At 65.5% G+C, this 14,512-nt stretch carries 13 protein-coding genes; 3 read left to right on the forward strand and 10 right to left on the reverse strand.

The window, feature by feature from the left end; all coding sequences use genetic code 11:
* Positions 1-20: 20 nt before the first annotated feature.
* Genes CH290_RS24585 through CH290_RS24605 form a run of 5 tightly spaced genes read right to left on the reverse strand, consistent with a single transcriptional unit; the run spans position 21 to position 5,557 of the window.
* Complete coding sequence (locus CH290_RS24585) at positions 21-1,031, reverse strand: ABC transporter ATP-binding protein (RefSeq protein WP_020112378.1); 1,011 nt, start codon at positions 1,029-1,031, stop codon at positions 21-23.
* Positions 1,024-2,049 (reverse strand): ABC transporter ATP-binding protein, encoded by a 1,026-nt coding sequence (locus tag CH290_RS24590; RefSeq protein WP_020112377.1) that lies wholly within the window; start codon positions 2,047-2,049, stop codon positions 1,024-1,026. The genes CH290_RS24585 and CH290_RS24590 overlap by 8 nt, the downstream gene beginning before the upstream one ends.
* On the reverse strand, positions 2,046-3,029 hold the full coding sequence (locus tag CH290_RS24595) for an ABC transporter permease (protein ID WP_019666861.1): 984 nt from the start codon (positions 3,027-3,029) through the stop codon (positions 2,046-2,048). The genes CH290_RS24590 and CH290_RS24595 overlap by 4 nt, the downstream gene beginning before the upstream one ends.
* 8 nt (positions 3,030-3,037) lie before the next feature.
* Entirely contained in the window at positions 3,038-3,967 is a 930-nt protein-coding gene (locus CH290_RS24600; RefSeq protein WP_020112376.1) for an ABC transporter permease, read from the reverse strand.
* 9 nt (positions 3,968-3,976) lie between these two features.
* Positions 3,977-5,557: an ABC transporter substrate-binding protein gene (locus CH290_RS24605; protein WP_033190331.1), complete on the reverse strand. Its 1,581-nt coding sequence runs from the start codon at positions 5,555-5,557 to the stop codon at positions 3,977-3,979.
* A gap of 343 nt (positions 5,558-5,900) precedes the next feature.
* On the opposite strand from CH290_RS24605, the gene CH290_RS24610 reads away from it, so the two are divergent.
* The 3 genes from CH290_RS24610 to CH290_RS24620 all read left to right on the forward strand — a co-directional run bounded on the left by CH290_RS24610 (position 5,901) and on the right by CH290_RS24620 (position 8,438).
* On the forward strand, positions 5,901-6,896 hold the full coding sequence (locus CH290_RS24610) for a 2-hydroxyacid dehydrogenase (RefSeq protein ID WP_230621086.1): 996 nt from the start codon (positions 5,901-5,903) through the stop codon (positions 6,894-6,896).
* Complete coding sequence (locus tag CH290_RS24615; protein ID WP_020112372.1) at positions 6,893-7,288, forward strand: universal stress protein; 396 nt, start codon at positions 6,893-6,895, stop codon at positions 7,286-7,288. Before CH290_RS24610 ends, CH290_RS24615 begins: the two co-directional genes overlap by 4 nt.
* Positions 7,289-7,592: 304 nt before the next feature.
* Positions 7,593-8,438, forward strand: a complete 846-nt coding sequence (locus CH290_RS24620) for an endonuclease domain-containing protein (protein WP_080748787.1) — start codon at positions 7,593-7,595, stop codon at positions 8,436-8,438.
* Between the two features lie 67 nt (positions 8,439-8,505).
* Here CH290_RS24620 and CH290_RS24625 read toward each other — a convergent pair whose 3' ends face one another.
* From CH290_RS24625 to CH290_RS24645, 5 genes are all read right to left on the reverse strand, one after another.
* Positions 8,506-9,399, reverse strand: a complete 894-nt coding sequence (locus CH290_RS24625) for a LysR family transcriptional regulator (protein ID WP_019667790.1) — start codon at positions 9,397-9,399, stop codon at positions 8,506-8,508.
* A gap of 84 nt (positions 9,400-9,483) precedes the next feature.
* The gene (locus CH290_RS24630; protein ID WP_033190317.1) at positions 9,484-10,764 is read right to left on the reverse strand and encodes a glucarate dehydratase family protein; all 1,281 of its coding nucleotides are present in this window, start codon (positions 10,762-10,764) and stop codon (positions 9,484-9,486) included.
* Entirely contained in the window at positions 10,764-11,690 is a 927-nt protein-coding gene (locus tag CH290_RS24635; RefSeq protein WP_020112368.1) for a 5-dehydro-4-deoxyglucarate dehydratase, read from the reverse strand. Before CH290_RS24635 ends, CH290_RS24630 begins: the two co-directional genes overlap by 1 nt.
* Before the next feature lie 31 nt (positions 11,691-11,721).
* Positions 11,722-13,320 carry an aldehyde dehydrogenase (NADP(+)) gene (locus CH290_RS24640; RefSeq protein WP_020112367.1) on the reverse strand — a complete coding sequence of 533 codons (1,599 nt, stop codon included), beginning with the start codon at positions 13,318-13,320 and terminating at the stop codon, positions 11,722-11,724.
* 160 nt (positions 13,321-13,480) lie between these two features.
* Positions 13,481-14,497 carry an ABC transporter substrate-binding protein gene (locus CH290_RS24645; protein WP_033190316.1) on the reverse strand — a complete coding sequence of 339 codons (1,017 nt, stop codon included), beginning with the start codon at positions 14,495-14,497 and terminating at the stop codon, positions 13,481-13,483.
* Positions 14,498-14,512 lie beyond the last annotated feature (15 nt).

Raw genomic sequence — 14,512 nt, forward strand, 5'->3', positions numbered from 1 at the left:
CACCGATCACCGCACACCTCTCATGTTCCGGCCGCGACGAGGCCCAGATCGTTCTCGACGAGTGGGTAGTGGCATTCGGCCATGTGGTCGACTTCGTTGCGGTCGCGGGCAACCGGTGGTGCGTCCGAGCTGCACAGTTCGGTCGCCTTCCAGCAGCGGGTGCGGAACCGGCATCCGGACGGTGGGTTCAGCGGAGACGGGACCTCGCCCTTCAGCAGGATGCGCTCTCCGCGTGACGCAGCGTCGAGCTTGGGCGCTGCGGACATCAGTGCGGCGGAGTAGGGGTGGCTCGGCCTGTCGAAGACGGCGTCGGTGGCCCCGGATTCGACGATGCGGCCCAGGTACATGACGGCCACCCGGTCGGCGACGTGTCGGACGACCGACAGATCGTGCGAGATGAACACGTAGGAGATCCCGAGTTGCTTCTGCAGATCGTTGAGCAGATTGAGTACCTGTGCCTGCACCGAGAGGTCCAATGCCGACACCGGCTCGTCGCAGATGATCACGTCGGGGTTCAGTGCCAGTGCGCGAGCGATGCCGAGACGCTGACGCTGGCCGCCGGAGAACTCCTGCGGGAAGCGGTGCTCGTCGCTCGGGCGTAGACCGACCAGGTGCAGCAGCTCTCGGACTCTCGCGGACCGATCCCGGCGAGTCTTGTACAGGGTCTTGTGGCTCCGCCACGGCTCGCTGATGATGTCCGCGGCCGTCATTCGTGAGTTGAGGGAACCGTACGGGTCCTGGAACACCATCTGGACGCGTCGGCGAAACCCCAGGAGATCCTTGCCTTTCAGCGAGAACGGGTCGACACCGTCGAAGTCGACGGTTCCGGAGTCCGGCCGCTCCAGCATCATCAGCGTGCGGGCGAGTGTCGACTTACCGCAACCGGATTCGCCGACGAGTCCGAGGGTCTCGCCTCGACGCAGATCCAGATCGATGGCATCGAGTGCGCGGAGATCACCTCCGCTCACCTTGAACGTCTTGTTCAATCCGCGGACCGTCAGAAGCTGTTCTGCTCGGGCTGTTTCAGACATGAGACACCTCGTTCGAAAAGTGGCAGGCGGAGAATCGGCCGTCTCCGACGGGTTCGAGGGACGGGCGTCGGTCGATGCAGATGTCCCGGGCGAGCGGGCATCGAGCTTGATAGACGCATCCGTCGGGCACGGAGTGCAGATCCGGCGGAGTGCCACCGATGGACTTGAGGTCCTCTCCGCGCACCGCGTGTACGGGAACGGAATCGAGAAGTCCCTTGGTATACGGGTGGCGAGGATCGGCGAACACCTCGGACACCAGGCCCGTCTCGACGACGTTGCCCGCGTACATGATCGCCACTCGGTCGGCTTCCTCGGCGACGAGTGCGAGGTCGTGCGTGATGAGCACGACGGCCATGTCGTGTTCGGTCCGTAGCTCGCGGAGGAGGGTCATGATCTGTGCCTGCACCGTCACGTCCAGAGCCGTGGTCGGCTCGTCGGCCAGCAGCACCGACGGGCTGAGGGCCACGGCCATCGCGATGAGCAAACGCTGACGCATACCACCGGAGAACTGGTGGGGATAGGAGTCCGCTCTCGACTCCGGCTGCGGAATCCCGACGCGGCGCATCAACGAGATGGCCTCCACTTTGGCTTCTTTCGCACTCAGTCCGCGGTGGATGCGGAACGGCTCGGCCAGCTGGGTGCCGACGGTGTACACCGGATTGAGTGCGGTGAGGGCGTCCTGGAAGACGATCGCCAGCTCCGTTGCGGCGATGTGGCGTCGCACCTTGGACTTCGCGGACACCAGGTCGACCTTGCCGAGATCCGAGCTGTCGATCTCCACGGAACCGTCGGTGACGTCGGCGATCGGTTCGAGGAGGCCGACGACGGCCTGTGCCGTCATCGACTTACCGCAACCGGATTCACCGAGCAGAGCCAGGGTTTCACCACGCCGCGCACTGAACGTGACGTGGTCGACCGCGCGAATGACGCCCGAGGGGGTGCGTAGATCGACCGTCAGGTCTCGCACGTCCATGGCGATGCGGTCGGTGTCCGGGCGTGCTGGGGCAGGTGCACTCATGAGACGACCTTTCGGACGGGGAGAAGGCGGGACTTGGCCGAGCGCGGGACGGTCAGACGCCAGCGCTGAGCGGGATCGGTGGCGATGCGTGCCCAGGCTGCGAGCACGGTGGCCGACACCGTGGTGATGACGATGGCGAGGCCGGGGAAGAACGACAGCCACCAGGCGGTCTGCAGGTACGTGCGGCCCTGCGCGACCATGAGACCCCAGCTGACGTCGGGTGGCTGAATTCCGATGCCCAGGAAGCTCAGTGACGATTCCGCCAGCATGACGAAGCAGAAGTCCAAGGTGGCGACGGTCAGCAGCGTCGGCAACAGGATCGGTGCGACGTGCCGACGAATGACCGACCCGCTCGACGCACCGAAGGTACGGGCGGCGTCGACGAACAACCGGCTCTGCAGTTCCGCGGATTCGGCACGGGCGGTACGCAGGTAGATCGGAATGCGGGTGATGGCAAGAACCAGAACGATGTTCGCGGCGCTCGGGGAGAAGACGTACAGCACGACGACGGCCATCAGCAGCGACGGGAAGCTCATGATGACGTCGGCGACGCGCATCGCCGTCGTCTCACGCCACCCGCGGTGGTAGCCGGCCCACATTCCGATGATCGAGCCGATGATGGCGGACAGGATGACCGCTGGGATCGCCACCGACAGTGTGGTCTGGCACGCGACGATCAGACGAGCGAGCATGCTGCGGCCGAGCGGATCGGTCCCGAGGATGTTCATCCAGCCGGTGTCGAGGGAGAACGGTGCCAGGTTGGAGCGGTTCAGGTCCTGCGCGGTGGCGGCGTCGCCGACGAGCATCGGCCCGAAGATCGCCGTCAGGAAGACCAGGACCAGAATGCCTGCTGCGACGGTCGCGACGCGGTCGCGGAGAAGGAGCTTCCACAGCGGCGCGGAGCTGGTGCGCGACGCCGGCGTCGGATCCGGAACATCCTCCGGCTCGGACGTTTTCGGGGCTTCGAAATCGAGTGACATGGTGGCTCCTAGACCTTCGCCTTGTCGCGGACACGGGCGTCGAGCAGTGCGTAGCAGGCGTCGATGACGATGTTGAGCACGAAGATGCTGATGGCGGTCAACAGCACGGCCGCCTGCAGGACCGCGAAATCACGCTGCAGGATGGCGTCGATCATGAGCTTGCCGATACCGGGCCATCCGAAGATCGCCTCGACGACGACTGCTCCGTTGACCAGACCGACCATGAGGTCGCCTGCAACGGTCAGCGCCGGTGCCGCTGCGTTGCGCAGTGCATGGTGGGTGACCACTCGGATGTCGCTTGCGCCCTTGCTGCGTGCCAGCCTGACGTACGGCGCGGACAGCGCGGCCACCATCGCGCCTCGCACGACCTGCGTCAGTACACCCAGTGGGCGGATGAGCAGTGTCGCGATCGGCAGGATCCACGACAGCATGCCTGCACCGGTTCCCGACGTCGGGAGCACTCCGAAGGTCACGGCGAAGAGCCAAACGCCCATGATCGCGAACCAGAAATCGGGGATGCTCGCCGCCGTCATGGACAGCAGGCTCGAGATCCGGTCGGCGAGGGAGTTGGGTCGGTACGCCGCCCAGCACCCGATGACGATGGCACCGACGATCGCCAGGAACATCGTCATGAACGCCAACTGCAGCGTGGCGGGGAACGCGCGAAGGGCCATCGTCGACGCGGCTTCACCGGTACGCAGCGAGTCACCGAAGTCGAGGTGGACGACGCCGCTGAGGTAATCGAACAGCTGCGTCAGGAGCGGCTGGTCGAGCCCGTTCGACGCCCGGAACGCCTCACGCTGGGCCTGGGTGGCGGACTCCGGCAGGTAGAGACTCGTCGGGTCGCCGGTGAGACGGGCCAGGAGGAATACACCGAGAAGCACGACGATCAGCGGAACCAGGCTGGTGTAGATCCTTCGTCGCAGAAATCTGAACATGATGGGCCTCTAGTCCGTTTCGGGTGAGTCGGCGCGGGTCATCGCGGCGAGATGCATCTCGTCGACAGTGGCCGAGTTGGGGGTGTAGTCGACGGAATCCGCCTTGGCGAGAACACCTTCCATGTGGGCGATGAACGCCATCTGCATGATCTCCTTCGGCTCCTCCGCGAACAGCTGTGCGTACGCGTCCTGCCGAGCGTCGCCGGTGAGAACAGCGGCCTGACGGACGCGCTCGTCGAACTCCGGTGTTCCGCCTGCGCTCTGGAACCCTTTGCTCATGAGGTACTGGTCGGCGGTGAACGCGGCGTCGCCTGCTTGATTTCCGTGCTGAATGACCAGGAGGTACGGGCCGACCTTGGGGAACGGGCGTTCCTGGTACTCCGCTGTTCCGGCGGAGTCCGTCATCTCGATCGACACGTTCATCCCCAGCTGAGACAGGGCGTACTGCACGACCTCGAGGGTTTCGTTGACCTTCGGGAACTGACCGGTACGGCCGATGAGCCGGATCGGGGTGTCGACGGGTACGCCGTCCGCACGCGCTTCGTCGATCAGCTCCTGGGCGCGGGCGGGGTCGTACGGCCACGGTGAGAGTTCGTCGTTGTATCCGATCACTCCGTCCGAGACCAGCTGTGCCGCAGGCTTTCCGAGCCCCTGGAACAGGGCGTCGACGATTCCCTCGCGGTTGATCGCGTAGTTGATCGCCTGACGTACCCGCATGTCGTCGAGCGGAGTCTCCTCGAGCTGGATGCGGACCGCGGTCGTCTCGTTGTTCGGGTAGGCGACTCCGAGGTCGCCTGCACCGTCCTCCGGTCCGAGCGAGGTGGCGATCTCGGCTTCCCCGTTGGACACCATCGACGCGCGGACGCTGCCCTCGCTTCGCCACTGGTACGTCGCGCGGGCGTAGTCCGGCTTGTCGCCCCAGTACGTCTCGTTGCGGACGAGCGACAGCCGCTGACCGTAATCCCAGTTGTCGATCGCGAACGGTCCGGTGCCGATCGGCTCCCGCACGCGTTCGGTGAGGCTGTAGGTCCTCGGCACCATTTCGACGAACGAAAGCTTCAGCGGAAGGATCGGGTCCGCACTCGGTGCCGCGACGCTGACGGTCAGTGGATCGATGATCTTCACGTCCAGGTCGGCGTCGCCGAAGACGTATCCCTCGACGTTGCATCCGAGGTCCGAGTTCACGGCTCGCTCGATCGAGTGCGCTGCGTCCTCCGCCTCGAACGGGCTGCCGTCGCTGAAGGTGACGCCGGGGTGCAGCTGGAAGGTCCATTCACGGTCCGACACCTGGGTCCAGGAGTCGGCCAGCTTCGGCTCGAGTGTTCCCTCGCTCGGGTTCCGTTCCATCAGGGGTTCGGTGATGTTGGACCGCGTGACGACTCCGACCGATGTGAGGGAGACGTCGCACGCTTCGAGGGTCGGCGGCTCTTCCTGCAGGACGATGCGGAGGGTGTCCGCGCTCGCGGCGGTACCGCTGCCGGAGTTCGCCACCGTGCAACCGCTCGCGATCATCGAAAAGCTCAGTGCGCCAGCGATGATGATCGCGCTGCGCGTGGTCCGTCCCTGCTGCACTGCTCGTGCAGGGCTCATGGTGACCTCCAAGTGGATGGGGAGTGCGACTGCACCGGGTGCAGCGCATATCTGTGACGGTAGACACACGGTAGGAGTGGCGCATATCGGCGTCAACACGACAATCGCCCCTAACCAGGGGGTTTTGTGGGTCACATCGACCCGCATCGCGAGGTCTGTGTCACATCACGATGCGTCTGACCTGGTCGGACAGCGTTGCTCAGCTGAAGATAGGGTGTAGTAAGTACGTCGACAATGCCGTTTGAGTATCAATCCATGTTATTTACGTGTTGGACAGGTATCCGAGAGGCGGCATAGCGTACTGGAAAACGCGCACGCGGCGAGTCCTGTGAGGAGCTGAGTTATGGCAACGGTTGGAGCCACGGAATCATCTGCGGTGCAGAGTGATTCGAACAGAACCGGACGGGTGCTTCGGGTCGGGCCGCTCAAGCCGTCCCTGATGGACACGCTCGCCGGCGACTACGACGCCCTCGTCCTTCCCGATGTGGCCGAGCGCGACGAGTTCCTGGCTCGGCACGGCGAGTCGATCACCGCAGCGGTCACGTCCGGCCGAACGGGAGTGGACGCGACACTCATCGAGCAGCTTCCGAACCTGGGTGCGATCGTGCACTTCGGCGTCGGGTACGACACCACCGACGTCGACGCTGCCTCCGCGCGCGGTGTCGTGGTCAGCAACACCCCCGATGTCCTGACCGACTGCGTCGCCGACCTCGCGGTGGGCCTCGTGATCGACGCACTCCGGCAGGTGTCGTTCAACGACCGTTACGTCCGCGCAGGCCGCTGGGCCGCCGAGGGCAACTCGCCGCTGACGTCGCAGGTCACCGGAAAGCGAGTGGGAATCATCGGTCTCGGCCGCATCGGAAGCGCAATCGCGGACAGGCTCACCGGGTTCCGCTGCTCCATCGGCTACCACAACCGCAACGAGATCGCCGACTCCCAGTACACGTACTCGCCCACGGCCGCAGGGCTTGCCGGGAGCGTGGACATCCTGATCGTCGCTGCCTCGGGAGGTTCGGGCACCAAGCATCTCGTGGACAGTGACGTGCTCGACGCACTGGGCCCCCAGGGATACCTCGTCAACGTCGCCCGGGGAAGCGTCGTCGACCAGGATGCGTTGGTGGAACGGCTCGCCGACGGCAGGCTGGCAGGCGCCGGGCTCGACGTCTTCGCCGACGAACCGTCGGTACCGGAGAAGCTTCTCGGCCTCGACAACGTGGTCCTGCTGCCTCACGTCGGCAGTGGAACGGTGGAAACACGCGCAGCCATGGAAGCGCTGACGCTGCAGAACCTGGACCAGTTCCTGGCGAACGGAACTCTCACGACGCCGGTGACCCGATGACCGTCGTGGTCGGCTACTCGCCGACTGTCGAAGGTAGAGGCGCACTGCCCTTCGCGTTCGGCGAAGCCGTGCAACGCGGCGTCGACCTCGTCGTCGTCGCCGAGGAGGACAGTGCCTCGGAAGACGGATTCGGCGCTGCGATCGAATCCGCGCGCGACGAGGCAGGAGCCGGCGGCGTCGTGGTGAAGGTGCACGACAACGAACCCGGGCGCTCGCACGCCGACAACCTGATAGACCTGTCCTACGCGGAGGGAACCGACCTGGTGGTGATCGGCATCAGGCGCCGATCACCGGTCGGAAAACTGTTCCTGGGCAGCATCTCTCAGCGAGTACTGCTGGAAGCTCAGTGCCCGGTGGTGGCGGTCAAACCAGCAATAGGTCTGCCCCGCTGATCCGACGGATCACCAGAAGCCGAGGCTCTGTCCGTTGGAGAAGATGTTGAACGCGTCGCTGAACAGGGAGAACAAAATTCCGAGCATGTGAGATCCACTTTCCGAGATTGTGTGAGGACACATCAGTTTAGAGTCTCGTGGGTGAGATGTCACAATTCCGCTCATCTCAGGCGGGATCCCGCCCGAGACGCGCGGAACTGCTACACCACGCCCGTTGTCCACAGTCACCGAGTTGTCCACAGGCTTCTCGAGACACCAGGTCGACGACGAATCATGGGTAGCCGGGTGTCCGACACTTCGGGTCATGCACCCTCACGGACTGGCCACCAGAGACCAATTGCTGGCGTCGGGTATCTCCAGTAGCGCCATCTCCCGTAGGTTTCGACGGATTCTGCCGCGGATCTACTGTTCCGGTGAACCCACCGTCATTGCCCGGTGTCATGCCATCACGCTGTGGCAACCCCGGGCTGTGCTCAGTCATCGCACTGCGGCGTGGCTGTTCGGGTGGATCGATGCGCCCGAGCAGCACGACTTCACGGTGCCCATCGGAATCACCGCGCGAACGCCGGACTGGCTGACTGTTCATCGACGCACGCTGGAGATCGGGGAGCTGTCCGAATGCCAGGGGCTCCCGGTGGTCGCTCGGCCCCGGACGCTGATCGACCGCGTTTCGGTGATGGAGCCGGAGGTCGTGGCACGCATCGTCGACGAGCGCCTCACGGGCGACGTTCCCTCCGAAGAGGTGCTCGCCTTGTTGGACGAGTTCCCGAGGCGCAAAGGTAACGGTCGCGCGCGCCGGCAGCTCGAGTCGGCGGCAACCGGGTTCGCATCCGAGCCCGAGCGTGTGCTGGATCGCCGGCTCATCGTCCTGGGCCTGCGCCTCGAGACCAACTACTGGGTCGGCCGGTACCTGTGCGACTTCGTGGACGTCTGGGCAATGGTGATCGTCGAGGTGGACGGCCGAGAATTCCACAGTGCACCGGATGTGTTCAGCCGGGACCGTCGACGCCAGAACGACTTGGTCCTGGAAGGCTGGCTGGTCCTTCGGTTCTCGGCCGTGGATGTGTTGTCGAACCCGGAAGCGGTCGCTCGTCGGATCGTCGAGGTGGTTCGACGACGCAGGAAGTCGCGCCGTCCGGGTGTCGTGTGACAATTCCGTGTTTTTCGGACGGGATCCCGCCTGCCGAGAGCGGAACTGTTACATCACGCCCGCTGAGCTAGGTCCATTCCCGCGACGGAAGGACGTCGGACATGAAGCGGTGCAGGGCGGGGTTGTCGTTGTCCACGCGCCAGGCTGCGTTGAGTTCGACGGGGCGTCGGGGGGTGGTCTCGACGGGACGGAAGACGACGCCGCTCGGTTGCATGGTCGTGGACGATTCGGGGACCAGTGCCATTCCGATTCCCGAGCGCACGAGGACCAGCATCGTGTGGACCTGTGTCACGTACTGCACGTATCGGGGCGTGACGCCGACGACGGTGAACGTACTGATCAGCAGTTCGTGGAAGTACCGGGCGTCGACGGGTGAGTACATGATGGTCGGCTGGTCGTCGAAGTCGGCGATGGTGAGCTTGTCGAGTTCAGCGAGGGGATGGTCGGCGGGCAGCGCAGCGACGAGTGACTCGTGCAGGACCGGCCGGGAGGCGATGCCGGGACGTTTGAGCGGTGGTCGAGCAAGACCGAGGTCCAGGTCTCCGATGGCGAGGGATTCCATCTGCACCGCGGACACCATCTCGCGCAGAACGATTTTGACGTCCGGTAGCTCGATGCGTGCCTTCTCCAACAGCTGCGGCAGCACTGCGTGCGCCGACGCTCCCGTGAAACCGACGACGACGGTACCGAGGTCTCCGGTGGGCACGCGCCGGACGGTGAGTACCGCGCCTTCGGCGAGGTCGAGGATGCGTCGGGCGTCGGGGAGGAAGGCGATGCCTGCCGCGGTGAGCATCACCGATCGGCTGGTGCGGTCGATCAGCTGCACGCCGAGTTCGTTCTCGAGCTGCTGGATCTGACGGCTCAGCGGTGGCTGAGTCATGTGTAGGCGTTCCGCGGCGCGACCGAAGTGCAGCTCCTCGGCGACGGCGATGAAGCAGGTCAGGCGATTGAGGGAAAACAACCCATTCACTCCCGATATCGAAAAAGGCCACTCGCGGTCAGGTCGGGTATCAACCTAACCCACGAGTGGCCTTGCTCGATGTAGTTACCAGCGTGGACTGGTGTTCACGAAACTGGGATCGATGCTCTGCATGTACCCCGTGTCGTCGCGGTCGCGGAGTCCGCAATCGAGGTACTGCTGATGCAGCGCGGCGAGTGCGTCCTCGTCGATCTCGATGCCGAGCCCGGGACCGGTGGGAACGGCGACGGATCCGTCGACGATCTTCAGGACACCGGGCTTGATCACGTCCTCGTTTTTCCACGGCCAGTGGGTGTCGCAGGCGTAGGTGAGGTTGTCCGTCGCGCCGGCGAGATGGACCATGGCGGCCAGGCTGATCCCCAGATGGCTGTTGGAATGCATGGACAGTCCGAGGTCGAACGTGTCGCAGATCCCGGCGAGCAACCGAGACCGCTGCAGCCCTCCCCAGTAATGGTGGTCCGACAGAACCACTTTCACCGAGTCCTTCGACACCGACGGTGCGAGCTGGTCGAACGCGACGACACACATGTTGGTCGCGAGAGGCATCTTCGCCTCCCGAGCGACCTCGGCCATGCCGTCGAGTCCCGGTGTCGGATCCTCCAGGTACTCGACGATGCCGTCCAGCTCGGACGCCACGCGAATCGACGTGTCGACCGTCCACGCGGCGTTGGGATCGAGCCGCAGGGGAAGGTCGGGGAACGCTTCCCGCAGCGCCTTGATTCCGGCGATCTCCTCGTCGGGCGGGAAGACGCCTCCCTTGACCTTGATCGCGCCGAAGCCGTACTCGTCGATCATCTTCCGTGCCTGACGAACCAGGCCGTCGGGATCGATCGCTTCGCCCCACTCGTCGGGCTCGCGGCCGGGATGCGCGGCCCACTTGTAGAACAGGTACGCGCTGAACGGGACGGAGTCGCGCACTTTTCCACCGAGCAGATCCGACACGGGACGCCCGAGGGCCTTGCCCTGCACATCGAGGCATGCGACCTCGAAGGGTGAGAAGACGCGATCGGTGGTGCTCGCGGTCGTGATCATGCCTGCGACGCCGTCGCCACCGGTGATCGTCGACGTTGCCAGTTGCGTGTCGATGGCCGTGCGAATCGCGTTGAGTGCGAACACGTCCAGGCCGGTGATGGCGTCGGCGGCTGCTTCGAGCCTGGCGACGTGCGCTGTGTCGGCGTAGGTCTCACCGAGGCCGACGATGCCGGCCTCGGTGTCCAACTGGATGATCGCGCGCAACGCGTACGGCTGGTGCACACCCACGGTGTTGAGCAGGGGCGGGTCGACGAACGCGACGGGCGTGATCCGTGCGCCGGTGATGCGGACGGGTCCGCGAACACTGCCGGGCATCAGTGGACCGCGAGCTCGTTCGCCAGAACTGCACGACCGGCCGCGACGATCTCGGTGAGCTCGCTCAGATGCGGTGCGCTGATGTCGACGAGCGGCGGACGGACAGGTCCTGCCTCGATGCCTTCCATGGTGACGCCTGCCTTGATGAGGGAGACGGCGTATCCGGGAACCTGATCACGCAGGCGCACCAACGGGTGGAAGAACTCACGAAGCAGCGCGGCCGTGAGCTTGTCGTTGCCGCTCTCCATGGACTGGTAGAAGGCCAGTGCCAGTTCGGGCGCGAAGGCGAAGGTCGCGGAGGAGTACAGCGTCACGCCGATCGCGCGGTACGCCTGCTGCGACACCTCGGCGGTGGGCAGGCCGTTGAAGAACTGAAAAGCCTTGCCCGACGGTTCGAGCGAGTCCAGAACTGCACGAACGATGCGTCCGACCTGGTCGAGATCGCCGGTGCCGTCCTTGAATCCCACGACTGTCGGGAACTGTGCGACCTCGACTGCGGAGGCTTCGGTGAAGCGCGCGTTGCCGCGGTTGTAGACGATGAGCGGAAGATCCGTGGTCTCGGCGACGGCCTTCGTGTAGCTGACGAGCCCTGCCTGCGGCATCGTCACGAGGTAGGGCGGGAGGAGGAGAATGCCGTCGGCGCCGTTGATCTTCGCGCTCCGGGCGAAAGCCTTTGCCTGCGCGACGGATCCGCCTGCACCGGCGTAGACGGGGACGCGTCCGGCGACGACGTCGACTGCGGTGCGGACGATCTTGCCGAACTCCTCGGCTTCGAGGGCGTGGAATTCGCCGGTGCCGCAGGCGATGAAGACGCCACCCGGGCCGGCGTCGACGCCCTTGGCGACGTGAGCGGCGAGCAGGTCGTAGTCGACCTCGCCGGATGCGGTGAACGGGGTGACTGGGAAGAAGAGGACTCCGTCGAGCATTTCGTATCTCCTGTGTGGTGAGGGAAAGGTGTCAGTCTTGGGTGAGTCGGCCGTCGATGCGGCGCCAGATTCCGTCCGGATTGCCGTCCGCGACAGCGCTGGGGAGCAGCGAGTTCGGAACGTCCTGGTACGCAACGGGCCGGAGGAAGCGTTCGATCGCGAGCGAGCCGACGGACGTGGTGGCCGAATTGGACGTCGCGGGGAACGGGCCGCCGTGCACCATGGCGTGTCCGACCTCGACGCCGGTGGGCCATCCGTCGAACAGGATCCGACCGGCTTTGAGCTCGAGCTCGGACAGGAGCTTGCCGGCTTCGGCATGGTCGGTGTCGTCGGCGTGGATCGTCGCCGTCAACTGGCCTTCGAGAAGGGCCGCGACGTCCCGAACCTGCTGCGCGTCGGTGCACTTGACGACGAGGCTCGATGCACCGAAGACCTCCTGCTGCTCCACCTCGGACGCGAGGAAGGAATCTGCGTCGGTCACGAACAGCGCTGCGCGGCAGGCGTTCGGGGCGTCGGTTTCCGTCCCGCGCGCGACCTCGGTGGCCGACTGTGCGAGTTCCTCGACGCCGCTCGCGTAACTGGCGGCGATGTTCGGTGTGAGCATGGTCGTCGGGGCGGTCTCGGACACTGCTGCACGCGCGGCGTCGACGAACGAGTCGAGGCCGGGGCCGTCGACGGCGATGACCAGGCCCGGGTTGGTGCAGAACTGGCCCGATCCGAGTGTCAGCGATGCGACGAACGCGCGGCCGAGGTCGGCGCCGCGGGTCTGCAGCGCGTGGTCCAGAACGAACACCGGGTTGATCGAGCTCATCTCGGCGTACACGGGGATCGGTTCGCGGCGTCCTGCTGCAGCGGCGACGAGAGCCGTTCCACCCGAACGTGATCCGGTGAATCCGACTGCCTTGACGCGGGGGTCCGTCACCAGCGCCGTACCGAGCCCGCGACCGGAGCCGTAGAGCAGCGAGAAGGTGCCCGACGGCATTCCGGTGGAGGCCACCGCGTCGGAGATCGCGCGTCCGACCAACTCGGACGTTCCTGGGTGCGCGTCGTGCGCCTTGACGATGACGGGGCAGCCGGCGGCGAGTGCGGATGCGGTGTCTCCGCCCGCGACGGAGAAGGCGAGAGGAAAGTTGCTGGCGCCGAACACGACTACCGGTCCGAGTGGGATCTTCCGCTGACGGATGTCGGCGCGGGGGAGCGGAGCGCGATCCGGCTGAGCGGGGTCGATGCGTGCACCGTTCCAGCTGCCCTCGCGGAGTACGGAAGCGAAGAGTCGTAGCTGGCCCGTCGTGCGGCCGACTTCGCCGGTGATGCGTCCGACAGGCAGTCCCGATTCTGCGACTGCACGCTCGATCAGGGTGTCGCCGAGTGCGGCGATGTTGTCGGCTATCGCGTCGAGGAACTGGGCCCGGGTCTCGGAGGAGGTGGCGCGGTAGTCCGCGAACGCTGCCCAGGCGGCAGCAGCGGCAGCGTCGACGTCGCCCAGATCGCCGTGGTGGTAAGCCGGTTCGAGCGACTGGCCCGTACTCGGATCGATGCCGTAGATGGCGGTTCCGGAACCCTGCACCGCCTTGCCCGCAATGATCGACTTGCCGGTGAGTTCGGTGGACTGCGTCAGTGATGCTGTCATGGGTGACTCCTTGTACTCGACTCGATCGGCGACACCGCGTGAGGGTGTGGCTCGGACTCGACATCAACGTTAGGAGTCCGATCGATACGTGTCCAAGTCAAAAAGTCTTACCTTCGATACCTGAACGGCATCGATCGACGAGGGCTACCGAAGAGGTGAGCTACGAGAGCAGGGTGCGTCGAAGATCGTCGATGACCGCAGCTGCGGCCGTGAGGTTGTACCCGTCGAACCACGGCGCGGAGTCGACCTTGTAGGCGCGTCCGGCCTGCACTGCGGACAACGTCGACCAGAGTGGACTGGACACCAGTGACTGCTCCACCTCGTCGCCCGCGTCGGCCTGACCCCCCGCGCCGACGTAGTAGAGGATCACGTCCGCGTCGATCATCGGTAGGTTCTCCGAGCTGACGGCGACGTTGACCTTGGTCGGATCTGCACCGGGCGCGGTGTCGGCCGTCGGAGCGATCCCTGCGCCGGACAGGATGTCCGCGTACAGGAACGTCGACGACGCCGCGAGCGTGTTGTACGACCGGACGTCGCCCGACGTGTCCGAGACGCGCACCACGGACAACCTGAGTCCGTCGGGCCACGCCTGTGCGATATCGGCTCGGAGATCGGCGATGCGATCGTCGAGCCCGACGAATGCACCGACGGCGTCGTCCTTGCGGCCGACCGCGTCGGCGACGTCGATGTACTGGTCACGCCAGTAGGTGAACGGAATCAACACGGTGGGGGCGATGGTCGACAGTTCGGAGTAGAACGGCTCGCCGATGGGCTGACGTCCGACGATCAGATCGGGGTTCGCTGCCGCGATGGCCTCGAGTTGGACATCGCCGAGAGCGGTGACGCCGATGGACGGCAGTTGCTGCGATGCCTCGCCGACCAGCGTGCGGACACCTCCACCCAGCGTGCCCGTGGCGACGACGGGAACGTCGAGTTCGTCGAGCGTCTGCAGGCCCACATAGGCGTCGAGGCTGACGATTCGCGTCGGGCCGGCCGGGACGACGACGTCACCCATGGGCGTCGAGAGGGTCCGTGTCCCGTCGTCTGCAGCGGGTGTGGTGTCGCTGTCGGGTGCGCAGGCCGCGAGCAGCGACGCGAGCGCGAGGCCGGCCGCGGCTCCGAAGTGTCTACGCGAGAGATCGTCGGTGACGGGTGCGTGGGCGGTGAGGGTGGTCATTTCTTCTCCTGGTGG

Source organism: Rhodococcus sp. 06-156-4 (assembly GCF_002259345.1).
Classification (GTDB): Bacteria; Actinomycetota; Actinomycetes; order Mycobacteriales; family Mycobacteriaceae; genus Rhodococcoides; species Rhodococcoides fascians_E.